Origin of the sequence: Paenibacillus sp. FSL R10-2788 (genome assembly GCF_038003885.1) — a bacterium.
GTDB classification, from domain to species: Bacteria; Bacillota; Bacilli; order Paenibacillales; family Paenibacillaceae; genus Paenibacillus_AQ; species Paenibacillus_AQ odorifer.
Genome location: NZ_JBBOQA010000001.1, coordinates 3,416,408 through 3,439,729 on the forward strand (window position 1 = coordinate 3,416,408; position 23,322 = coordinate 3,439,729).

The following is a 23,322-nucleotide window of genomic DNA, read 5'->3' on the forward strand; positions in this document are numbered from 1 at the left end:
ATGCCTGTGCGGTGGCTTTTTTTATCGCTACAGACACTGTAACTTTGCTCAGATCAAGAATCTGATCCAATGGCTACAGGCTAGATTTGGCTTATTTAGGTCTTTTTAAATAGGTGTAAAATCTCATTTTTTGCAACTTTATCCTCTAACCGGCGTCAAAGAAGAGAGAATAAGAAGGGGGAGCCTATATGAAAAAGTTAAATCTACTAGCCCTTTTAGCAGTTATTTCAATAATCTTTGTTGGATGTGTCAATACAGGGGATAAAGATAAAGCGAATCAAACGCTAATCGATCTGAGTTCTGTGGACTCCATTACAATCCATGATGATATCGGCGGATTAATAACCATAAAGGACCAAAAGCTAATAGAACGTTTCAATAAAGCTATACATACTGCTGAGTATGACAACGCGAAGCTTGATATTGCAGCACCTGAATATGAGGCTACTGTTGAATTGAAGAATAAAGAAAACGAAAAGTTCTCATTCTGGATTATGGGCAAGAATAATGGTCTTTTCACCAAATCAGGACAAAATGGGCATTACAAGTTATCCGAAACGGATAAGGCTGCTTTGCTTAACTTATTTGAATCAAATGATCAGCATGTAGAATCCGATAATCTAAAGATCGATGAGACCATCAAGCGAATCACATTAGCAAACTCTCTAGCACATGGTTCAGTGAATGCTAACATAAAGGATGAATACACAGATCATGAAACCATAGATACTTTCGTCCGAGCCATCCGTACCGCTGAACAAATACCAGGGAATTTAAATACCGCAACGCCTAACTACGATATCGTTCTAATTTCAGATAATAATAAATATGCCTTTCATTTATGGATTAACGAGACAAGCGAGCAAGGCATGTTAATGAATGTGAACGAAACGGATACAGGCTACACAATTACTAAGGAATCAACTGCTGAGTTAAAAAAAATTCTGTTCTCGGAAGCAAAATTTAATGGTTTGGAGTTTAATACAGAACGGAACTCTATTGGAGATCTGTTGGCCAAACCGATGGACCTATCCGAAAATAACTATCTATTAAATGGTGGAGCAGTAGTTGAACTGCAAGGGATCTCTTATCATACCATTCATCTTTTCTATGGCGACCACAATGCTGTCAACGCTTTGTTAGCCCATGATCCTGCTACGGATGAGGTGAAGGTGAAATGGAGCGACGAACTCAACGATTCCAATAATCGATGGAATAACGCTTTTATGAGCAACTATAATATGCTAATCCCGCTGGATGAGGATCATCTATTATTTCTGGAATCGGATGTGACGAAAAAAGCCGGGCAATATCATTTGTCCTCATATAATGTTGTTACAGGAAAGATTGAACGACTTCGGGAAAACTTCTGGCCGCTTTCTGATGATTATGATTACATTTATAAATTTCAATGGAAAGCTGATGAGCAAAAATTGTTTATGCAGAGTTATCTCGGCAATGTATGGATCTTTGATCTGAAAACAGGAAAGGACGATGTCCATCTTCTGAAATATCGCGTAATCCCACATTCGACGACCGGGGCGCCATCCCTGTTCCTCTCACCAACTTTTAAGAGATTTGTACATGATGATGAGAGCGGCGAATTAACTTTTTACGATAATAAAGGAGTTTCGCTACGTACTGTACCGTTACCACAAGAGCAATATGTACCTTCTGAGAAAATAAAGTGGAACCCGGCGGGCACGATTGCCTGGATGGATACAGCAGAAATCAACGAAAACCGAATTCTTGACATCGATATCGATTATCTGAAAATAGCTGCACAAAAAATTAATTTTTATAATCAGGATGGTCTTTCCATCGGATCCATTAAGACTGAAGGCAATCATGAAGATACGGCTATTGAAGTTGTGGAGTGGATGGACGCTAATGTAGCCGTGATAAAATCATATACTGTAGAACTTATGCACAAGGATAATATAGGGCTTAATGTTAAGGATGTTTCTTATTATCTCTATGATGTAAAAAAGAAGCAGAAGGGGGCAAGCTTTTCGTCCATCCCTCCCAGTGCTACCGTTACTACAGATCTTCGAATGGGCGATGCCGATAATACGGGCGAAATCACTGTGAGTTTTAAAGAAATTACTTATAAAAAAGAAAAATAAATAAGCCTCGGGAGTTCGCCGTAACGATCACACAAGATCATTGGGGAAGCTTTCCGAGGCTTCTTTTTATATTTAAAAGACAAATACTAAAGAATTCTCGAATTCTATAATTGTCCCGCTGTAGAACGCACGGAGGACAGCAGGTCTAGTCGGAAGCTTTGTACCAAGGTGTCACCGTTCATAAGATCGGTCTCATACGCACGATTAAAGCCTAAGCGCTGGTACAGTTTGATGGCTGAAGACATCATTTCCGAGGTGTGCAGGTTCAAGGTGGTGGCACCCAACTGTAGTGATCTCTGTGCAGCTTCGTGAATCAAAAGAGTTGCAACGCCAAGACCACGAGCGGATGGAGATACGGCTAGCAGACGTAGGATAGGGGAGTGAATCCCGAGCTCCGGTTTCCCGTATGCCGTTTCCGAGGAACTGAACAAGAGTGCGCTACCAACGATTTTCCTGTCGATTTCAGCGATGATCCGAACGAGCGGGGCATCACCATGAACGGAATCAAGAAGCGATTTCCGATACTCCAGCCACAACGGCTCAGGCATGATCTCCGAATATTTGTGGTATGCATCTAACAGCACATCGGCGATAGCATTTCGATCTTTATTCTCAGCTTCACGGATAATGATCTTTTGTGACATGTTTTCGCTATCCCCTTTCAGACAAATGTAGTGTTCATTCGAATGAAATTATTATACATGATAAATCCTAGTGGAATAAGAGGGGTTTCATAATTCTGATTTAGGAATAGAAAAGTTCTATATGAAATAAACATGACTTTCAGTTCAAAATCCGATTGATTTACACGGAATTAATTGTTGACAAAAAATAGGGTGATGACTAAGATATAAACAAAATCTATAGGGTAGCATCGCTTTAATTCATTGTTTTTACATCGGAATAGTAAAATTAATAAAAGCATAGGGGGATTAGGGATGAACATTGAAAATATTGAGGCTTTTGTCTACATCAACCATTATGGAAGCTTCAATAAAGCGGCCGAAGTTCTATATATCTCACAGCCGACAGTAACGGCCCGGATTCAATCGCTAGAAAGGGAACTGGATTGCAAAGTGTTTGATCGGTTGGGCAAGCAGATTAACCTTACGGATAAAGGTAAACAGTTTCTTCCCTATGCCCAGCAGATTCTCCAGATCTATCAGAACGGTAAATATCAGGTTCAGGCTAAGGGACACATTCCAAATGAACTGAGAATCGGCAGTACGGTCTCGGTTTCCAATTATTTAATGCCCCATCTGATGCTTCATTTAAAGCGCAGGTATCCTCATATCACGATCAAGCTGATAACAGCTTCTACGGAAGTATTGACTGAAAAGTTGAAATCGAAAGAGCTTGATTTGGCTTTTATACGTAAGGTCGTAAATCCGGCAATTCAAACCTTTCCTTTCTGTGAGGACCCCATCTCACTGTATGTACATGAGGGACACCGCTTTGCTAAAGCACAGCGGGCTTCACTGGAGGATATCCGCCAGGAGACGTTGGTTTTTTTTGAATGTGGCTCTTTAGATTGGATGCGGCTGCATCGTGTATTTGAGAGCATGGAACAGCCACCGAAGATTGAATATCAGGTAGATAACCTGGAGACAGCCAAAAAGCTGGTATTGAAAAAAGCAGGCATCTGTTTCCTTCCCGCCCTCAGTGTGCAAGAGGAAGTGGCGACGGGGTCGCTGATCCGGGTGGATATTGCGGAGACGGAAGGCATCTCCTTACGAACCAGCTTGATTTCGCTAAATGGAGAGAACGCAGAATTCATCGAAACCTTGCTTGAACTGGGGATTGGTAAAGTCGGAGATCGACTAATTGTATAGATGTATTAAAAAACTCTATTAGCGCATGGACACATGCAGTGATAAAGTTAATTGCATATAATCACGACTAATTCGATAGGGATTATAAAATTAATTTTCGAAAGGCTGGAGGGCATGTGATGAGTGAGGTATACAGGCTGGCAGAACTGAAGGATGCGGAGCAATTGCTGGATGTTACATATCGTGCTTATCAGCTGATTCGTGAACTTGGGCTGCATTGGCCGGCGGCCACAGCCGACTTGGCGCTTATTGAAGACAATATAGCTACGAATGAGTGTTATGTGCTTGAAGTTGACGGAACGATAGTTGCGACCATAACCCTTTCAAAGGAAGAAGAGATTAAGAAGATTAGCCCACTGCCTTTTATTAAATGGTTTGCTGCTCATCCAGATTACAGTAACAGAGGTTATGGTGGAAAACTTTTGGATTGGGTGGAAGAGAACATTATTGCTGGACAGTTAGGTTCGGCTGCAGTCACGCTGGCAACGGCGAAGAAACATCCGTGGTTGGTTCAAATGTATGAACGCCGGGGGTACGAACGGTTTTTAGAACTGGATCAGCAGAACGGTGACGGCATTATGTATCTGCTGAAAAAAACACTTACAGACAAACCACAGTTCATTCAAAGGGGATAAAACAATGAAAAAGTCCATTTCACTAGTATTTGCATCGATATTGACACTGGCGATTGCCGGCTGCGGAAACAACAGTAACAGTGCTAGCAGCAATCAGAATGGAAATACAGCAGAAGCTGCGGCACCGGCAAAGGATTCGGCTAAGGTAACTAAGATCATTGTGGGCACGGGTACTGCTTTTCCGAAAGTCTGCTTCATAGATGAGAACGGCAAACTCACCGGATTTGATGTGGAACTGCTCAAAGAAATCGATAAGCAGCTTCCAGAATATGAATTCGAATTTCAAACCATGGATTTCAGCAATCTGCTGCTGAGCCTGGAAACCAAAAAAATCGATTTGGTCGCCCATGTCATGGAGAAAAATCCGGAACGGGAGCTGAAATACTCTTTTAACAAAGAAGCCTATGCCCACTGGAGAAACCGCATTGTAGTGGCAAAGGATAATAATTCAATCCAATCGCTTGATGATCTCAAAGGGAAAAAGGTGCTTGTAGGTGCAACGAGTGCACAAGCACAAATACTCGAGAACTACAATAAAGAGAATGACAATGCGATTGATATCGTGTATCAGAATGGTGCAGCGAATGATACCGTCGCACAGATTAGTACTGGTCGTGTGGACGCAACGCTGGCTGCAGATTTTGTCCTGCCGATCATTGATCCGCAGAATCAGCTAAAAGCAACGGGCGACGAGCTGTCCTCCGCGGACATTCTCTATGTTTTCCGTAAGGATGATGCCGATTCACAAAAGCTGTCAGATGCGATTGACAGTGCGATTAAAGAGCTGAAGACAGACGGCACACTAGGCAAGCTTAGTACGGAATGGTTGGGTGCGGATGTTACAGCGGATTCGGTTAAATGATTGAGCCGGTGAGCACGGGAAGGGAGGGAATATATGGGCGCACAGTTTGATATCAGCTTTGTATTTTCGTTTTTGCCTAAGTTACTAGAGACTTTAAGCACCACGCTTCTGATTGTCGCCTGTTCTCTACTGACAGGAATTCTTGTCGGCTTTCTCGTAGCTCTGCCAAGACTTTATAAAGTGCCTGTGTTAAAAACCATCTCCGAAATCTATATTTCTTTTTTTCGGGGAACTCCGATTCTTATCCAGCTCTTCTTGTTTTATTATGGTCTGCCCGAAATTATGAAGCTGGTTCATGTCGATATGACCCGGACTCCCGTGCTTGTTTTTGTGATACTTACTTACGGGCTGCATACGGGGGCATACATGTCCGAAATGATCCGGGCTTCTGTAATGGCGGTGGATAAGGGGCAGGTAGAGGCTGCTTATGCTACAGGAATGACGGGGGTTCAAGCCTTTACGCGAATCGTGCTGCCGCAGGCGCTCGGAATCGCAGTTCCGGTATTCTCCAATCTGGTGATTGCTCTACTGAAAGATACGTCATTGGCCTTTACTCTTGGGGTGATGGAAATGTCAGGTAAAGCACAGACGCTAGGCAGCTTAACTCAGCATTTTATTGAAACGTATATCGCGCTTGCGCTAATCTATCTGGTCATCAGCTTTACAATCGAGAAACTGCTGCTTATAGCAGAACGCCGGCTGCTGCGGCATGAGAAACGGAATACACCGGAGAAAAAATCGTTCAAAATCAACAAAAGCTGGTCCTACCGCCGCATCATTGCTGAACTTGGACCGGGTAAAGGAGGTAGCGGATTATGAAGCTGGACCCATCTTTTATCTGGACTGCTCTGGTGCAAATTTTAAGTGCAATTCCTGTGACCTTATCTATTACTGTTGTCTCAGTACTCATTGGATTTGTGATTGGTGTGGCTGTAGCGTTGATCCGGATATACAGAATTCCGCTGCTGTATCCGCTGGCTGTCGGTTATGTTACGTTCATCCGCGGGACACCGATGCTGACACATCTTTTGCTCATCTATTTTGGGCTTCCCGTATTAATCGATGGTCTGGCGGTACAGTTCGGCTGGAGCTTCAGGTCGGTATCGATTCCCATGATCGGTTTTGCCTATATTTCGTTCTCGATTACAGCGGGAGCCTATATGTCCGAAGTCGTCCGTTCAGGTCTGCTTGCGGTGGATCGCGGTCAGCTGGAAGCGGCCCATTCTATCGGCATGACCACGCCCCAGGCACTGCGGCGGATTGTTTTTCCTCAGGCGCTGGCGGCGAGTCTGCCCAATCTGTCAAATTCGGTAATTGGTATGCTGCATGGATCTACCCTTGCTTTTACCGTTTCGGTGGTGGATATCAATGCTAAGGCGCAAATTGTTGCTTCAACGAACTGGAAGTTTTTTGAGGCTTATCTGGCGGCAGCACTGATTTTCTGGGGACTTACGTTCCTGATCGAACGCGTGACGTCGCTGATTGAAAAAAGAATTAATCTGTACAATCGAGGTGGAGTAGCATGATCAAGCTTGCGCAAATTTCGAAGTCATTCGGTCGGAATCAGGTGCTCAACAATATAGATTTAACGGTGACGAAGGGCGAGGTTGTCGTCATTCTCGGTCCCAGCGGCTCAGGCAAAACGACACTTTTACGCTGTGTGAATTATCTGGAGAAGCCAAGCAGCGGAGAGATCGCCATCGGCGATTTCAAAGTGAACTGCAAGCACGCCCGTAAAAAGGAGATTCATCTGCTCCGGCAAAAAACGGCAATGGTGTTCCAGCAGTACAATTTATTCCGCCATAAAACCGCGCTGGAGAACGTGATGGAGGGACTGTTGATTGTCAAAAAGCTTCCGAAGGAAGAAGCGAAAAAGCGGAGTATTGCTCTACTTGAAAAGGTTGGTCTTGGCAGCAAGCTGGACGCCTATCCAAGTCAGCTGTCCGGAGGCCAGCAGCAGCGGGTTGGCATTGCCCGTGCCTTGGCACTCGAGCCGGAGGTTATATTGTTCGACGAACCCACATCGGCGTTGGACCCAGAGTTAGTGGGTGAGGTGCTGGCCGTCATCCGTAAAATTGCCAAGGAAGGCATCACAATGATTGTGGTGACTCATGAAATGGGCTTTGCTCGTGATGTGGCGAATCATGTGGTTTTTATGGACGGAGGCGTCATTGTTGAAGAAGGGACTCCGGCAGAGCTGTTTAACCATCCGCGCGAAGAAAGAACGAGGCAGTTCCTGAAGCGGATCACACCTGAATTTAACTATTCCATATAGGAGGAAAAACAATGGCTATTACAATCAGCGTACTTGATCAAAGTCCGATCTATCCGGGAGAAACGCCGGAGGAAGCATTCCAGCATACAGTCAAGCTGGCACAACTGTCCGAAGAGCTTGGATTCCACCGGTTCTGGGTTTCAGAGCATCATGACTCCGAGCAGGTAGCCGGCTCTTCCCCGGAAGTACTTATCTCACATCTTCTGGCTAAAACAGAGCGAATCCGCATTGGCTCCGGTGGCATCATGCTCCAGCATTACAGCCCGTATAAGGTAGCGGAGAACTTCAATGTGCTGTCTACACTGGCTCCTGGACGAGTGGATCTCGGTGTGGGACGTGCTCCCGGTGGACTCCCGCGCAGCACACAGGCACTGCAGCAGGGAAAAGCTGAAACCCCAGACCTGACGGGCAAAATCATCGAGCTGGAAAAGTATGTACATAACCGCCTCGAAGAAAACCATCCGCTGGCAGGGTTGAAGGCAGGTCCCCTTCCTGGTATTCCTCCCGAGTTGTATGTCCTTGGTGCGAGTGTAAGCAGCGCGGAAATTGCCGCTGAACTGGGGTTACCGTACGTATTCTCCCTGTTTATTAACAGCGATAAGGCGGTAGCGCTGGATGCCATTCGTGCTTACCGCAGCGGTTTTGCTTCTTCACAGGGCAGACAACCGCAAGCGATTATCGCTTTATCGTTAGTGGTGGCTGAGACTGAGGAGGGAGCGAAAGAACTGGCAGGTGCGCATAAGCTGATCCGGATTCAACTGGCGAGCGGGAAGAAGCTGACAGTAGGGACCTTGGAACAGGCGGGAGAATTTGCCCGCCAGAGCAATGAAGCCTACACGATTGAAGAGCTGGAACCGGAGATTACCAAAGGAACTAAATCATCTGTCCGTGAACAGTTGTTGGAACTTTCAGAGGCATCCGGTGTCGAGGAGTTCATCATAACGACGAATGTACAGCCCTTTGACAAACGGCTCCGATCCTTTGAGCTATTGAGCGAAGCAATCGCTGAAGTGGCGGCAGAGGCATAAAGCGGGCGGGCTCGGTATCACACAGGAAATCGTGTAAAGGAGGGTGACTGTATATGACAAGTAAAGCTAAAGAGTTAAGTGCGGAAGCGCTTGAAGAAGAATTAATCGGGATACGCCGTCATCTGCACCGGCACCCGGAACTGTCCAATGAAGAATATGGCACAACAGAATATATCATTTCCCTGCTGGAGCGGGCAGGAGTCAGGATCGTAGAATACGGTCTGTCTACCGGCGTGATCGCAGAGATTGGCGGCAAAAAGCCTGGTTTGGTCATCGCACTGCGCGCAGATATTGATGCCTTGCCAATCCAGGAGGAAAGCGGAGTATCCTTTGCTTCATTATATCCCGGCAAAATGCATGCCTGCGGGCATGATTTCCATACGGCTGCCTTGATTGGTGCCGCCTTTCAATTGAAACAGCGAGAGCAGCAATTACAGGGAACGGTGCGCCTGTTATTCCAACCAGCGGAGGAGAAGGCGCAGGGTGCACAGCGAATCATTGCTAGCGGGGCACTAGAAGACGTCCGGGCAGTGATCGGGCTGCATAACAAGCCAGACCTGCCAGTCGGAACCATCGGTATTAAGGGTGGTCCTTTAATGGCAGCAGCTGACGGGTTTGTGATTGAAGTGCAGGGTGGCAGTTCTCATGCTGCCGTTCCGGAAGCTGGCATAGACCCGATTGTAGCGGCTTCGCATATTGTGACGGCATTCCAGTCCATTGTAAGTCGCAATGTCAGTCCACTGCAGAGTGCGGTGGTCAGTGTGACGCAGATTCACAGCGGCAATTCATGGAACATTATCCCCGAAAAAGCCGTGCTTGAAGGGACGATCCGCACCTTTGATGAAACGGTGCGCAGCAAAGTGCTGAACCGGTTTCAGGAAGTGGCGGTCGGTGTAGCAGCGGCTCTTGGAGCAGAAGCTACCGTTCGCTGGATAGAAGGGCCACCTCCGGTTATCAACGACCCCTCCCTAGCAGCGCTTGGAGTTGAATCGGTCGAAGCTCTTGGTTACCGAGAGATTCAGCCAGAGCTTTCTCTGGCTGGAGAGGATTTCGCCTTCTATCAGCGCGTGGTACCCGGACTGTTCGTTTTTGTTGGTACTGAAGGAAGCCAGGAATGGCATCATCCGGCCTTCAATCTGGATGAACGTGCACTCCCTGTGGCAGCACGTTTCCTTGCGGATGTAGCTGTTCGTTCCCTAGTGCAGTACAGTCCCGATGGAGGTGCAGAATTATAGCTGAATATAACAGTTACGATGTAATTATCGTCGGCGCAGGCTCGATGGGCATGAGCGCCGGTTACTATCTTGCGAGGCGCGGAGTGAAGACGCTGCTAATTGATGCCTTTGATCCTCCACATACACAGGGAAGCCATCACGGGGAAACCCGGCTGATCCGGCACGCTTACAGTGGTGATCCCGCTTACATTGATTTGGCTCTGCGGGCAGATCGTTTATGGAAAGAAGCCGAGCAGTTGAGCGGAATAGAACTGCTTGTCCGCTCGGGCGTATTGAATCTAGCAGATAGTGCAGTGTATTCCTTCAGCGGTCGTCTCGCGGAAGCGAAGAAACGGAAGGTGCAGGTTCAGCATCTGGATGCCGGAGAGGTCCGGCGGCGCTGGCCGGGATTGAACATTCCAGAAACATTCGCAGCAATGTATGAACCAGATGCCGGGTATTTGTACAGCGAGCGCTGTATCTCCGCCTACCGCCAGCTTGCCCTTGGACAGGGTGCGGAGCTGTTGACGAACACTTCGGTAGTAAACATCACCGCCCGCGAAGGCAGTGTGACAGTTCATACAACAAACGGCGATTATCACGGAGCGTCAGCTATCCTTAGTGCCGGAGCCTGGTTTGGTGCGTTGGCGCCTTTTGTGCATTTGCCAATCAAGGCGATCCGCAAAGTTGTGGGCTGGTTTGAGAGCTCACCTGCTTTTGCAGCCGGTAACTTCCCTGGCTTCACGCTAGGGGCTGAGGAAGGTGGCTATTATGGCTTTCCCAGCATTGATGGAACCGGTCTGAAGATCGGCCGGCACGATACGGGGCTGGAATGGAAACCAGGCACACTACTTGCTCCCTTTGGCAGTGAAGCCAGCGATGAGCAAGACCTTCGTAGAGTACTGGAGTCTTATATGCCGGGTGCAGCTGGCCGATTACTTAAAGGTTCTGTATGCAAATATGAGCATACGCCTGATGAAGATTTCATTATTGACCGCCATCCGCTCCACTCCAATGTGCTGGTAGCCGGAGGGTTCTCAGGGCATGGTTTTAAATTTTCTAGTGTTGTAGGTGAAATACTTGCTGATATGGCGACAAGTGGAGCTACCAACCACAACATCCAACCTTTTTCGTTATCACGTTTTGCACCTGATCATTCGCAAGCAGGCTTTATATTGGAGGGGATTTAATGAGCAAAGTTCAAATCAGTAATTTTTTAAGTACTTACAACCAGCTGGTGCATGCAACTGCAGGGTTAACAGAGGAACAGCTGAAATGGAAGGCGGAACCAACAAGTTGGAGTGTCACTGAGGTGCTGGCTCATCTAGCTGATCACAGCATTGTGGTTTCGTTCCGCATCCGTGATATTCTCGCTGCTACAACTGCGCAGCTGCCAGTCTTCAATCAGGACGCTTGGGTCAGCGGCCAGTACGCCAACAGTGGTTATGCTTCCGATAGCCTGGAGTTGTTCCGCAGCCTGCTTTATTATAACAGTCTATTGTTTGAACGGCTCAGCGCAGAGGATTGGGAGAAAAGCGGGATTAACTTCAAGGGGGAGATCGTGAAAATTTCCGATATCGTCCATAGCTTCACCGCACATGTGGAAAGGCATCTTGGCCAGATCGAGCGAATCAAGCAGGGCGCTGCCAATGCATCGTTCGTGCAATAAATGCTTATAAAGTGAGTTTTGCACAAAGTAAAACCTGGGAATCGTATGCTCACAAAACTTTTAGGAGGAATGAACATGACCAAACCAAAACAACTGAAGCTAGGCGCACTGCTGCATGGAGTAGGAGGCAGCACGTCGATGTGGCGCCATTCTGATGCTAAGCCGGATGCAAGTGTAAACTTTGAATTATACAAAGCGTGGGTACAGAAGGCAGAAGAAGGCAAGCTGGATCTGATCTTCATCGCAGACGGTTTGTACATTAATGAAAAGTCCATTCCGCATTTCCTTAACCGGTTTGAGCCGCTGACCATCCTTAGCGCACTCGCCGCCGTCAGCACCAACATCGGTCTGGTTGGTACCCTGTCCACCTCCTACAGTGAACCGTTTACTGTCGCGCGTCAATTCGGCTCACTGGATGTAATCAGCGGAGGCCGGGCCGGCTGGAATGTGGTGACTTCACCGCTGGAAGGCTCTGCCTCTAATTACAGCAAAAAAGAGCATCCTGACCATGGCAAGCGCTACCGCATTGCTACCGAATATTTGCAGGTGACGCGCGGATTATGGGATTCCTGGGAAGATGATGCGTTTGTCCGAGACAAGGAATCAGGTGTATTCTTTGATCCGCAAAAAATGCATACCCTGGACCATCAAGGTGAGTTCTTCTCCGTGAAGGGACCGCTCAATATTGCTCGTTCGAAGCAGGGGCAGCCTGTCGTGTTTCAGGCAGGTTCCTCAGAAGTTGGTAAAAATTACGCCTCAAAGGAAGCGGATGCTATCTTCACTGGCCACGAAACGCTAGAAGATGCCCAGGCATTCTATAGCGATGTTAAGACACGGGTAGCTTCATTTGACCGGGATCCGAATGAGGTGCTGATCTTTCCTGGCATTGCTCCAATCATTGGCGACACACCAGAGGAAGCAGAGCGCAAATATCAGGAAGTTGCTGGTCTCGTGACGATTGAGAATGCACTGAACTATTTGGGCAGATTCTTCGAGCATCATGATTTCTCGCAATATCCGCTGGATGCGCCGTTCCCTGAGCTTGGCGAGTTGGGGCGCAATAGTTTTCAGAGCGGCACGGATAAAATCAAAAAGGACGCGAAGGAGAGAGGCTTAACACTAAGACAGGTCGCCTTACAATCCGCTACCCCGCGCAGCAGCTTTATTGGCACACCTGAGCAAGTGGCGGATCAGATTCAAACCTGGTTTGAGGGTGGAGGAGCAGACGGATTTATGATCGCAGCTGCTGTTCCTAACGGACTGGAGGAATTCGTCGATCGGGTAGTGCCGATTCTGCAAGAGCGGGGTCTGTTCCGCACTGAATACGAAAGTAGCACCCTGCGTGGAAATCTCGGTATTCCATTGCCTGAGAACCGCTATTCCAAGGCATCTCAACCGGCAGGGCATAAAGCCATACATTAACAATAATATTAATTTGAATTTCAATATTTAGCTTTCGTCATAAAAAATGTAACGCAGCCGTTTAAGGCTGCGTTTATTTGCGTGCGCGCGGAGCTTGTCTATCAACGTAAGCGCTTTAAATATCCAATCAGAGCAATAGATAACCAATCACTGTTATATAGGCAGGGTTCCCGCTGCAGCTTATGATAGAAATATCAAGGAGGGATGTAAATTGTACGCTAAGTTCTACAAGTACCGATGGCAATATTTAATGATTCTTCCGGGAGCTCTGTTGCTATTTCTGTTCAGCTATATTCCGATGGCAGGGATTCAGGTCGCCTTCCGCGACTTTCAGATTGGCACCTCGATCTGGAATAGCGTATGGGTGGGATTAGACAACTTTTCTTTCCTGCAAGATCCCCAGTTTTTAACTGTTGTCAAAAACACGTTATATATATCCGTGCTTAAGTTCATCTTCGGATTCCCGGCACCGATTCTGCTGGCGCTGGTGATTAACGAGGTAACCCGGCCTGTATTTAAACGATTCGTGCAATCGGTCAGCTATTTGCCACATTTTTTCTCATGGATTGTAGTCGCTTACATCCTGCAGTCTTTTCTGACTTTGGATGGTGGGCTGGTCAATCAGTTCATCGAGAAAGCAGGTGGTGATCCCGTATTTTTTCTAGGTTCCACGGAGTGGTTCCGGCCCATGGTTATATTAAGCGGCTTGTGGAAAGAGACCGGCTGGAACACGATTCTCTATTTGGCTGCGATCACAACGATTGATCCGCAATTGTATGAGTCCGCCAAGGTAGAGGGGGCAGGAAAGCTAGCCCAGATTCGGCATATCACCTTCCCGGGTATTCTACCGACGATATCGATTGTGCTAATTCTAAGTATCCCAAGCCTGATTACTGTAGGGATGGATCAGATTTATCCGCTGATGAATTCTGCTAATCAAGGGGTAGCGGATGTACTGGATACGTATATCATCCGCAACGGATTGCAGCAGGGATATTTTGGGATGGCGACCGCAGTAGGACTGTTATCCTCAGTGATCAGCTTGATATTGGTTGTTTCGACTAATCAGTTATCCAGAAAAATAAATGGTGAAGGATTATGGTGATGGCATATGAAGCTCAGCAGAGGTGAAAAAATAGCTCAATACGTCATCGTCATAGTACTGGCCGGTCTGTGCTTGTCTGTACTATATCCATTCCTGTACATGCTGGCAATCTCACTGAATGACGGTGCAAGTGCAGCCAAAGGTGGCGTGTATCTATGGCCCAAGAATTTCACATTAATAAATTATGAGATCGTATTAGGAAATGAAATTATCCGGCAGTCTTATCTAATTACAATCGCTAGGACAGTCATTGGCACATTCGCAGGACTTATCGTCACACTTCTGGTGGCCTTTGGCTTGTCCTACCGCGGTCTTCCCTTAAGAAGCACGATACTAGGCTATATTCTTTTAACCATGTTATTCAGTGGAGGACTGGTTCCTTTCTATATTCAGCTTAATAATCTCGGGCTTATCAACACGTTCTGGGTTTATATTTTCCCCGGGCTGTTCTCGGTCTGGAACATGTTTGTCATGCTGAAGTTTATACAGGGAATCCCTGAAGCGCTGGTAGAATCCGCTGAACTAGATGGAGCCGGTCCTGTTCGTACTCTGATTCAGATTATTATTCCACTCTCTCAACCTATGCTTGCAGCACTGGGACTGTTTACCGCAGTGGGACACTGGAATGATTGGTTCGCCGGTGCTTTCTTCGTCACGAAGCAGAATCTGATTCCAGTGCAGACCTTCCTGCAGCAATTGCTCGCTGCTCAGGATTTATCCGCTGTCCTTGGCTCGAATACCAACCAGGAAGCTTTGGCGAGAAGCTCACAAATGCAGAATATTACGCTGATGTCGATTAAGATGGCAGTCGTTATGGTGAGTGCAATCCCCATCCTGTGCGTGTATCCGTTCCTGCAGAAATATTTTGTAAAAGGAGTTCTTGTAGGGTCAGTAAAAGGTTGATCTACAATAATAGAACAGGGGGAATTAAACAATGATGATCAAAAAAACGGGTCTAGTCGCCTTGGCTGCAGCAACCTTACTGATGTCTATTGCCGGATGCTCCGGATCAGGTGGGAATACTGCGAACAAGCCTGGAAGTGACAATGAAACGTCAAATAACCAGCCCGCCCGTGGCTCGACTTCCTTTAATCTCTGGCTCGGATGGACGGCAACCATCAATAATGATAGTTTGGTCCAGAAATATTGGCGTGAACAGGAGCCTGGAGTAAATGTGAAGCTGGAAACAACTCAAGGCGACGCGATGACTGCACTTAATTTGAAGATAAACACTGGCGGCTTTGAGGATGCAGCTATCTTCAGCCGAAACGAAACGGTCAAAAGCGCGATGAACCGGTCGAAACAGCTTATGCCGCTAGAGCAGTATTTCGACATGCCTGACAAATATCCAGGACTTGCGTCTATTCCAAAGCAGTATTTGGAACTTATGAAGGATAATGAGGGCCATATCTGGTCCATCCCTACCTGGTTTGACCAAAACCCGGAAGATCCGTGGCCAGGTTGGGCATCTCAAGCCTGGATTGTCAGAAGTGATGTGCTGGAGAAAACAGGTATGACCAAAGAGGACTTAGCAACGTTAGAAGGAGTTGAGACCTTCCTTCGGAAAGCTGCAGAAGAGAAGGACGCTTCCGGCAAATCGCTGATTCCTCTATCATTCCTGATGGATACTAGTGATAATCTGGGCTGGAGCGATGAAAACGCGATTTTGACAGCATTCGGGGTGACTACAGCGGGTAATGGCGTTGACAAACGCGGCGATGATTTTGTATTCGCTTACGACGATCCCAATTATAAAGCAGCTTATCAATGGATGAACAAGATGTACCAGGAGAAGTTGATCGATCCAGAGGTCGTCACCAGCAAAAAAGAACAGTATACAGAAAAGAACAAATCAGGTCGTATTGCCTTCAATGTCGGCAGCTTCTGGAACATTCCTGCCTCAGCCTGGGAGACATTGGACGGCCCAACAGAGCCAGGGTGGTTTTACGAAGCGATCCCTTTTCCTAAAGTGGATGGTGTAGAGAAAGTCGGAATTAATCAGGTTACCAATCCGAATCCAGGCTATGATGTCTATGTTAGTGAAAAAACTAAAAATCTGGAAGCTATTCTGAAATTCTTCGATTATACCTTGCAGCCGAAACCCGAGCAGCAGCAGGTCATTAATGAAGGACCGGCGGGATTATACTGGGATTGGATTGATCAACCGTTGGGTAAATGGAAATTTACAGACGAAACCTACAAGACGAGCCGCAATTCCGGAGACACCGCACAAAAAGCTAAAGTCACCCCGGAGCTTTACATGACTGCCTCTTACAGCAATGAATGGTACCCATGGTGGAACACAGAGGATGCAGGAAAAGCCGGAGCTGCTAAGACAATTAAGTTCACAGAAGCTATCGGCAAAATGGGAACGATCCGCGTGGCAGAGCCTTATGATCTGTTCCAGATGAAACAGGGCGGCGCATGGGAGAAATATTCACCGGAGATCGAAAATATCCGCAAGGAATATCGAGCCAAGCTTTTAATGGCCAAAGACGAGGGGCAATTCGAGAAGAATTGGAGCGATTTCCAAGCAGCACTAGAGAAGCGTGGGCACTGGAGTGAAGTCAAGCAGGAGTGGCTGGATACGTACAAGGAGGAAGTAACAGCCTTGCAATAGACAACCGTGATGCTCATTCAGTCGCGGATCTTAAACGATAAAAAAATTAATGGAGCACCTCTCACTTGGAGGGGGCTCCCTTTGCACTTCATGGGGGGGAATCTATGATTAAACAACAAATAGAGAAATGGATCATCCGTATGACCCATTCTATGAACCTGAGGAGTAAGATTGTATTATTCTACGGACTAATTGTATTTCTCCCCACCGTACTGCTGGCTGCAGGTGCAGGGTACATGATGCTTCATACAGTGCGGGCCAATTATATGCTTACGATCAGGGAAGCCGTTCGGCAAAGTGCGCAGAGTATTGAATTCAGGAAGCAAAGCTATGATCTGCTGGCTACCCGGACGGCTACGGATGGTGAGCTGATCTCTAGATTAGCCAGGGACTATGCGGATATCGATGAACAATTGGGTACGGTCAATTATGTGGACCGTTCCTTCCTGCTCACCAGTAAATACTTGCCAGGTATTGAGAATTTCCGGATCTATCATACCAACGATACACTAGTGCAAGATGGAGGGCTTCTGTGGAAGCCGGAAGAACGGAGCCTTTCGGGAATTCGAGAGCGGGAATGGTATACGAAAATGCTTCGCACAACAGACAATATGGTATGGACTAATGCAGCTGACGACAGGACTAAGCTAGTGGTATCCCATAAAATTCTGAACGCATATGGAGATGTTTACGGGATTGTGTACCTGTTACTGAACTATAACGGTGTCTTCATGGAATCGTTCGAGCATCCTTTTGAAGGGGCCGGAGAATTGTATATTGTTGACGACAACGAACGAATTATTGCATCCTCGGAGCCCTCTGAAATTGGCAGCCGGTTATCCTCATCCTCCTTAGGTCAGTACTGGAATAACTCGTTGGAAACATCGGCGACAAAAAGCGGGATGATGCTGATCACTCAGGAGATTAAGTCTGGCTGGACGGTTGCCGCGCTTGTGCATCTTGACCGACTGGAGGAGCAGTCTACGCGGATTATGTACTATATCGGAGCAGGTATTGCATTTTTCCTGCTGTTGTCCATCTTTCTAATCATGATTGTACTTAAAAATGTGATTTGGCGGATCCGCAAGCTGGGCATCCGAATGACAGATATCTCACAGGGCTATTTCGAAGTTACAGTGAGAAACCGTGACAACGATGAGCTGGGTGAACTTGAGATATTGTTCAATTCCATGTCTGGCCGTTTGAGAAAACTGGTCGAAGAACATACAGAGGCCATGCTCAAAGAGCGGGAGCAATCATTCAGGGCGTTGCAGGCACAGATTAACCCTCATTTCATCTATAATTCGCTAAGTCTGATCCGTTGGCGGGCATTAGATCAGCAGGACGAATTGCAAATCCGAACCATAGATGCGCTGACGACATTCTATCGGCTGGCACTCAATAACCGGGTTAATGTGACGCTGATCCGTGACGAAATTGAGCATCTTAAGGCGTATATCGAAATTCAGCAGCTGCGTTATCCCGGTCAGGTATCCGTAGAGTGGCTGGTAGAGCCTGACGTTCTTGACCTGTACAGCATTAAGCTGATTCTACAGCCAACGGTCGAGAACTGTTATCTGCACGGGGGCATCACAACTAGAACTCATGCTTTTATACAAATTACGATCAAACGAGTGGAGAATACGGTGCAGTTTCAGATTTTTGATAATGGAAAAGGGATTGGCAGTGAGAAGCTGGAACAGATCCGTACCGGCAGCTACACGGGGACGCAAAACGGATTCGGGATGAACAATATCCGTGAACGTCTTGCATTGTATTTTGGCACAGAGGGCGGCTTTGAGATTGACAGTGTAGAAGACGAATGGACTTGTGTAACCATTGATATCCCTGTTTGCAAGGAAAGTCCTGAGATAAAAAAGGGGGATGGAGCTTAATGCGGGCATTAATTGTCGACGACGAGCCTATGCAGATTCAAGGGCTTCTTCGTCATATTGGCTGGAAAGCTCTGGGGTATGAGGAACCGTTAACTGCATTATCTGGTGAAGAAGCACTAACAATCCTAGGAGAAACTCCTGTGGATGTGCTGATCGCTGACGTCTCGATGCCCGGTATGACAGGGATCGAACTGCTCGCAAGATGCAGAGCGGATTATCCGTTACTCCAGTCTTTACAGACTGTGATGATCAGTGGATATGACGAGTTTGAATTTGTGCAGGAGGCTATACATCTGGGAGCTAAAGCTTACGTTCTGAAGCCCATCAAGACGGAAGAACTCGAAATGAAACTGGCTGCGTTCAGAGAAGTAGTTGAGAAGAAAAAACAGATTGAACAGGAAACCACTGTACTTAGGGAGAAAGTAACAGAGAGCTATGAGGTGCTGCAGGAACGTTTCGTCAAAGATATGGTCGAAGGCTGGATCCACAGTGATGAGCTGCTCGAATCCTGGCGGCGTCTGCTAGATCTGCCTAATGGGGAATGGCAGGCAACATTATTCCTGTTCGGATATGACCGCAGGTTTCTAGATAATCCGCATGATGCCAAGGATCGGATCCTGCTTAGCGAAGGGTTATTGAACTGCGTTAAGACTGGTCTATCTGGCTTCACCGGTACCTATATAGGGAAGACAGGAGCGGATGAACTGGCCGTCATTGTGCTGAACGCAACGCCATTGGTGCGGGCAAGACTTGAGAAGCAGCTTGCGTTTATCCAAGATATCCTAAGAGAGCAGTATAAAGCCTCCGTCTCGGTCGGAATTAGCAGAGAGTGCTTGTTCTGGACGGAAATACCGTTGCTGTATAAGGAAGTAAGGCATATGATGACCGGTGCCAGGCTGGCCGGCTACGGACAAATCCTCTATTTCGACCGGAACTTGATGAATGAATATCATGATTTCCGGTTGCGTGAAGAATACATTCCGGAAATCGTTAAGCTACTGGACAGAGGAGAGAGCGATAAAGCTTCCGCTTATTTCAATCATGCTTTCGAAGTGTTACTTGCGCGAGAGCCTGTATCCTTTTCCTATGTGCAGGCTTTCGGAATGGGTTTGCTTAGCGAACTAGCCAGAAAACTGAAGCGTATACATGAGAAGGATACAGAGTTGAACATCCTCATGTGGCAGCGGTTGATCGACTATACAGGCGTAGATGAAGTCAGGAAGGTCGTACTGGAATATTTGGCGCAATATGCTAAGCTTAATCAAAGAGAGCAGGTCGCTCAGCAGCATAACCTTATCCAGCGGGTCGCCCGCCAATTGGAGGAGCATCTGCATGAGAACATGACTGTAAAGCAGCTTGCTGAGCAGTTTCACTTGAATCACAGCTATTTAAGTGTTCTCTTCAAGAAAGAAATGGGCCGGACGATTTCCGATTTCGTGCAGGAAGCGCGTATGAACAAAGCCAAGGAACTACTTCGTGACCCCAATATTAAGGTTTACGAGGTTGCCGAGCAGGTGGGCTTTCAAACCGCGGCTTATTTTGCCTTCCTTTTTAAGAAAACAACCGGCACTACACCTCAGGAGTTCAGAGATTATCATTATTAGGAGTGATATTTTGCAGACAAAGATCAGCCTGGAAGGCGAATGGAAGTTGCAATTGGATGAGGGAAATCAAGGACTGGCATTGCCTTTTACAGATGTTATCACACTGCCGGGAACAACGTCCTACGCACGCAAAGGTTCGAAGAACGAGGATGTTTTAGTAAGCGCATTAACGGATGAGTATTTGTTTGAAGGGCAAGTCTGGTATTCAAAAGAGGTCGTCATTCCGGAAGAACTAGCCGGCAAAGTCTGCTTCCTATATTTGGAACGCACGAGGCTGACGACTCTATGGCTGGACAATCAGGAAATAGGCAGCCGTAACAGTCTGAACACCCCACATATATACGAGTTGCCGCAGCTTCAACCTGGAAATCATACGCTCACCATCCGTGTGGACAATACGGGTTACCCAACCAAAGGTGGACATTTAACGTCGCAGGATACCCAGACCAACTGGAATGGGATTACCGGACGTATGGAGCTTCAGTTCTATGGTGAGTCACGGCTCAGCGGCATCCGGCTCGATCCGGATCTCTCAGCACGCTCAGTCCGAATCACGGCAACCTTGGACAGCAGGAACGAATCTATACTTACAGTGTCTGCGCAGAGCTTCAACAGCGACAATGCACATGCTGTGGACCAGCGGGAGTACCCAGTCTCACCGGGTCGTTTTTCCGTCAACTATGAGCTTGGTCAAGACGCGCTGATCTGGAGTGAAGGCGCTCCCAATCTTTATAACATAAACCTTGTTTTGAAAGACAGCGATGGATATATAATGGACCGACAGGAGCTCGTTTTTGGATTGAAGGAATTCCGGGCAGAGGGCGATAAGTTTACAATCAACGGAGAAAAAACCTTCCTCCGCGGCAAACATGACGGCCTGATCTTCCCGCTTACCGGTTATGCCCCGACTGACGTCGAGGAATGGGTAAGAATCCTGGGCATCTCCAAGTCTTATGGCATCAATCATTATCGCTTTCATACCTGCTGTCCGCCGGAAGCTGCTTTCACCGCAGCGGATATGCTAGGTATCTACATGCAACCAGAGCTTCCATTCTGGGGAACAATCACAGAAGAAACCGACGAGGGCCATAATCAGGCGGAGCAGGACTATCTGATCAGCGAAGGCTATGCCATTCTTCAGGCTTTTGGCAATCACCCCTCCTTCGTGATGATGTCGCTTGGCAACGAGCTATGGGGCAGCAAAGCCAAGATTGATTCCTTCCTAAAGGACTATAAAGCATTTGATAACCGGATTCTCTATACACAGGGGTCCAATAACCACCAATGGGTGCCAGAAATTCTGGAACATGACGATTTCTTCAGCGGCGTGCGCTTCTCCAGAGATCGGCTGTTCAGAGGCTCCTATGCGATGTGTGATGCTCCATTAGGTCATGTCCAGATCGATCTGCCAGGCACGATGAAAGACTATGACGATCAGATCGTCCCTCAGGATTTCTTCAACGGAGAGGGGATGGAAGCTGCCGCTGGCGGCGAGATCCAGATCCAGTATGGTACGGAAGCCAAGACGGTGAAGGCTGGAGACGCTTCCGCAGAATGGATACCGCACATTCCGGTAATCTCGCATGAGATCGGACAGTATGCTACCTATCCTAATTATGAGGAAATCGATAAATACAACGGTCCGCTCAAAGCTGAGAATTTCAAAATTTTCCGTGAACGACTGGAAAGTAAAGGGTTGGGTCATTTGGCCGCCAAATATTTTGAATCCTCGGGGCAACTGGCAGTAGCTTGCTACAAAGAGGAACTTGAGGCGGCATTCCGCTCCCGGCGGCTTGCGGGCTTCCAACTGCTTGATTTGCAGGATTTCAGTGGCCAGGGAACGGCGCTGGTGGGTGTCCTCGACGCCTTTATGGATTCCAAAGGAATGATAAGTCCGGAGGACTGGCGAACTTTTTGTAATGATGCCGTTCTGTTGGCAAGATTCCCTAAGTATAACTATGTCTCTGGTGAATCGTTCGATGCCCATGTTGAACTGAGCTGTTTCCGCAGTGGTATGCCGAGTGCATTTGAACTGCATTGGGAGCTTACCGCGGATAATGGTATACTCGCCGCAGGTTCAACCGAGGTGGACGTACCTGCAGGAACGAATTATATCGATATCTGCGATCTGGCAATAAAACTACCTGAAGTTGACCGTATGAGTACTATCGTATTGTCCCTCTCCATACAGGGAACAGATATCCGTAATAGTTACGACCTGTGGATTTATCCAGTGAAGAGTGGCAACATGCTGGAAGGTGTCCATGTCTTCGACAAGCTGTCTGATGATGCGCTTGCATTGCTGGAGCAAGGTGAGAATGTACTGCTTATGCCGAAACCGGAATCTCTCCAAAATGCTGTTGAAGGTTATTACTGCACAGATTTCTGGTGTTATCCAATGTTCCGCTCGATCTCAGAGAGCATGAACCGGCCAGTACCCATTGGTACTATGGGGCTGTTGATTGATAACAAGCACCCGGTGCTTCGTGAGTTCCCGAGCGAGGAATATTCTACCTATCCCTGGTGGAGTATTGTTGAGAATTCGAAATCGCTCATCATGGATGCAGCTGACCGCGATTGGAATCCCGTTGTGCAGACTATCGATAATTTTGAACGCAATCATAAGCTGAGTTTCCTAGTGGAATGCAGTGTAGGAGCAGGCAACCTGCTGATATGCGCATTGGATGCTGATAAGGTTAGCGATACGCCGGAAGGCAGACAGTTCTTATTCAGTCTTGCGGGTTATATGAAATCAGATGATTTCAAGCCACAGTACAAGGCGAATGTTGCAGAACTTCTTGAGCTGATCCAATAGGCAGAGGCAGGCGATTGCTAAGGTTACCTGTCAAATTTCATATGGATGAATAGTCCAATGGGGCTACAGTGAAAACTACGTTCTCCACTTGAGTAAAACAGACTGTCGCATCGTAAAAAACTGAAGAGCAGCGATTCTCTTAATGAAGAGAGATTCGCTGCTCTTAGTTTTTTGCTGCTTTTAGTTTATTGGTAGCCGCCAGCTTCAACAGTGTCATCGT

Annotated in this window: 19 protein-coding genes; 18 read left to right on the forward strand and 1 reads right to left on the reverse strand. The window is 47.2% G+C overall.

Annotated elements, in window-relative coordinates; genetic code table 11:
- The first annotated feature begins 188 nt into the window (after nt 1-188).
- On the forward strand, nt 189-2,126 hold the full coding sequence (locus tag NSQ50_RS15210) for a hypothetical protein (protein ID WP_076222463.1): 1,938 nt from the start codon (nt 189-191) through the stop codon (nt 2,124-2,126).
- 104 nt (nt 2,127-2,230) lie between these two features.
- On the opposite strand, the gene NSQ50_RS15215 is transcribed toward NSQ50_RS15210, so the two are convergent.
- Entirely contained in the window at nt 2,231-2,770 is a 540-nt protein-coding gene (locus tag NSQ50_RS15215; protein ID WP_076222461.1) for a GNAT family N-acetyltransferase, read from the reverse strand.
- 294 nt (nt 2,771-3,064) lie between these two features.
- Between NSQ50_RS15215 and NSQ50_RS15220 the strand changes: the two genes are divergently transcribed.
- The 17 genes from NSQ50_RS15220 to NSQ50_RS15300 all read left to right on the forward strand — a co-directional run bounded on the left by NSQ50_RS15220 (nt 3,065) and on the right by NSQ50_RS15300 (nt 23,102).
- Complete coding sequence (locus NSQ50_RS15220) at nt 3,065-3,958, forward strand: LysR family transcriptional regulator (protein WP_076222459.1); 894 nt, start codon at nt 3,065-3,067, stop codon at nt 3,956-3,958.
- Nucleotides 3,959-4,077: 119 nt separating this feature from the next.
- A complete protein-coding gene (locus tag NSQ50_RS15225) occupies nt 4,078-4,593 on the forward strand; it encodes a GNAT family N-acetyltransferase (RefSeq protein ID WP_036677287.1) in 516 nt (171 codons plus the stop codon).
- Between the two features lie 4 nt (nt 4,594-4,597).
- Nucleotides 4,598-5,455 carry a transporter substrate-binding domain-containing protein gene (locus NSQ50_RS15230; protein WP_038571128.1) on the forward strand — a complete coding sequence of 286 codons (858 nt, stop codon included), beginning with the start codon at nt 4,598-4,600 and terminating at the stop codon, nt 5,453-5,455.
- 33 nt (nt 5,456-5,488) lie between these two features.
- Entirely contained in the window at nt 5,489-6,274 is a 786-nt protein-coding gene (locus tag NSQ50_RS15235; protein WP_038571132.1) for an amino acid ABC transporter permease, read from the forward strand.
- A complete protein-coding gene (locus NSQ50_RS15240) occupies nt 6,271-6,981 on the forward strand; it encodes an amino acid ABC transporter permease (RefSeq protein WP_036677282.1) in 711 nt (236 codons plus the stop codon). Before NSQ50_RS15235 ends, NSQ50_RS15240 begins: the two co-directional genes overlap by 4 nt.
- Nucleotides 6,978-7,730, forward strand: a complete 753-nt coding sequence (locus NSQ50_RS15245) for an amino acid ABC transporter ATP-binding protein (protein ID WP_036677280.1) — start codon at nt 6,978-6,980, stop codon at nt 7,728-7,730. Before NSQ50_RS15240 ends, NSQ50_RS15245 begins: the two co-directional genes overlap by 4 nt.
- Before the next feature lie 11 nt (nt 7,731-7,741).
- A complete protein-coding gene (locus NSQ50_RS15250; RefSeq protein WP_036677277.1) occupies nt 7,742-8,758 on the forward strand; it encodes an LLM class flavin-dependent oxidoreductase in 1,017 nt (338 codons plus the stop codon).
- 53 nt (nt 8,759-8,811) lie between these two features.
- Complete coding sequence (locus tag NSQ50_RS15255; protein WP_036677275.1) at nt 8,812-9,993, forward strand: amidohydrolase; 1,182 nt, start codon at nt 8,812-8,814, stop codon at nt 9,991-9,993.
- Nucleotides 9,990-11,162 carry an N-methyl-L-tryptophan oxidase gene (gene solA / locus NSQ50_RS15260; RefSeq protein ID WP_036677273.1) on the forward strand — a complete coding sequence of 391 codons (1,173 nt, stop codon included), beginning with the start codon at nt 9,990-9,992 and terminating at the stop codon, nt 11,160-11,162. Before NSQ50_RS15255 ends, solA begins: the two co-directional genes overlap by 4 nt.
- The gene (locus NSQ50_RS15265; RefSeq protein WP_036677271.1) at nt 11,162-11,641 is read left to right on the forward strand and encodes a DinB family protein; all 480 of its coding nucleotides are present in this window, start codon (nt 11,162-11,164) and stop codon (nt 11,639-11,641) included. The genes solA and NSQ50_RS15265 overlap by 1 nt, the downstream gene beginning before the upstream one ends.
- Nucleotides 11,642-11,716: 75 nt before the next feature.
- Nucleotides 11,717-13,063, forward strand: coding sequence for an LLM class flavin-dependent oxidoreductase (locus NSQ50_RS15270; RefSeq protein ID WP_036677270.1), 1,347 nt, complete (start codon nt 11,717-11,719; stop codon nt 13,061-13,063).
- 211 nt (nt 13,064-13,274) lie between these two features.
- Complete coding sequence (locus tag NSQ50_RS15275) at nt 13,275-14,168, forward strand: ABC transporter permease (protein ID WP_081386828.1); 894 nt, start codon at nt 13,275-13,277, stop codon at nt 14,166-14,168.
- Nucleotides 14,169-14,174: 6 nt separating this feature from the next.
- Nucleotides 14,175-15,071: a carbohydrate ABC transporter permease gene (locus NSQ50_RS15280; protein WP_036677267.1), complete on the forward strand. Its 897-nt coding sequence runs from the start codon at nt 14,175-14,177 to the stop codon at nt 15,069-15,071.
- Nucleotides 15,072-15,102: 31 nt separating this feature from the next.
- A complete protein-coding gene (locus tag NSQ50_RS15285) occupies nt 15,103-16,788 on the forward strand; it encodes a hypothetical protein (RefSeq protein ID WP_076222455.1) in 1,686 nt (561 codons plus the stop codon).
- A gap of 104 nt (nt 16,789-16,892) precedes the next feature.
- A complete protein-coding gene (locus tag NSQ50_RS15290) occupies nt 16,893-18,683 on the forward strand; it encodes a cache domain-containing sensor histidine kinase (RefSeq protein WP_076222453.1) in 1,791 nt (596 codons plus the stop codon).
- Nucleotides 18,683-20,287, forward strand: coding sequence for a response regulator (locus NSQ50_RS15295; RefSeq protein ID WP_076222451.1), 1,605 nt, complete (start codon nt 18,683-18,685; stop codon nt 20,285-20,287). The genes NSQ50_RS15290 and NSQ50_RS15295 overlap by 1 nt, the downstream gene beginning before the upstream one ends.
- 10 nt (nt 20,288-20,297) lie before the next feature.
- A complete protein-coding gene (locus tag NSQ50_RS15300; RefSeq protein WP_076144079.1) occupies nt 20,298-23,102 on the forward strand; it encodes a glycoside hydrolase family 2 TIM barrel-domain containing protein in 2,805 nt (934 codons plus the stop codon).
- Nucleotides 23,103-23,322: the final 220 nt, after the last annotated feature.

Bases quoted from the DNA above. Each gene is read 5' to 3' on its own strand.
- NSQ50_RS15210 (WP_076222463.1), top strand. From the start codon at position 189: ATGAAAAAGTTAAATCTACTAGCCCTTTTAGCAGTTATTTCAATAATC.
- NSQ50_RS15215 (WP_076222461.1), bottom strand. From the start codon at position 2,770: ATGTCACAAAAGATCATTATCCGTGAAGCTGAGAATAAAGATCGAAAT.
- NSQ50_RS15220 (WP_076222459.1), top strand. From the start codon at position 3,065: ATGAACATTGAAAATATTGAGGCTTTTGTCTACATCAACCATTATGGA.
- NSQ50_RS15225 (WP_036677287.1), top strand. From the start codon at position 4,078: ATGAGTGAGGTATACAGGCTGGCAGAACTGAAGGATGCGGAGCAATTG.
- NSQ50_RS15230 (WP_038571128.1), top strand. From the start codon at position 4,598: ATGAAAAAGTCCATTTCACTAGTATTTGCATCGATATTGACACTGGCG.
- NSQ50_RS15235 (WP_038571132.1), top strand. From the start codon at position 5,489: ATGGGCGCACAGTTTGATATCAGCTTTGTATTTTCGTTTTTGCCTAAG.
- NSQ50_RS15240 (WP_036677282.1), top strand. From the start codon at position 6,271: ATGAAGCTGGACCCATCTTTTATCTGGACTGCTCTGGTGCAAATTTTA.
- NSQ50_RS15245 (WP_036677280.1), top strand. From the start codon at position 6,978: ATGATCAAGCTTGCGCAAATTTCGAAGTCATTCGGTCGGAATCAGGTG.
- NSQ50_RS15250 (WP_036677277.1), top strand. From the start codon at position 7,742: ATGGCTATTACAATCAGCGTACTTGATCAAAGTCCGATCTATCCGGGA.
- NSQ50_RS15255 (WP_036677275.1), top strand. From the start codon at position 8,812: ATGACAAGTAAAGCTAAAGAGTTAAGTGCGGAAGCGCTTGAAGAAGAA.
- NSQ50_RS15265 (WP_036677271.1), top strand. From the start codon at position 11,162: ATGAGCAAAGTTCAAATCAGTAATTTTTTAAGTACTTACAACCAGCTG.
- NSQ50_RS15270 (WP_036677270.1), top strand. From the start codon at position 11,717: ATGACCAAACCAAAACAACTGAAGCTAGGCGCACTGCTGCATGGAGTA.
- NSQ50_RS15280 (WP_036677267.1), top strand. From the start codon at position 14,175: ATGAAGCTCAGCAGAGGTGAAAAAATAGCTCAATACGTCATCGTCATA.
- NSQ50_RS15285 (WP_076222455.1), top strand. From the start codon at position 15,103: ATGATGATCAAAAAAACGGGTCTAGTCGCCTTGGCTGCAGCAACCTTA.
- NSQ50_RS15290 (WP_076222453.1), top strand. From the start codon at position 16,893: ATGATTAAACAACAAATAGAGAAATGGATCATCCGTATGACCCATTCT.
- NSQ50_RS15295 (WP_076222451.1), top strand. From the start codon at position 18,683: ATGCGGGCATTAATTGTCGACGACGAGCCTATGCAGATTCAAGGGCTT.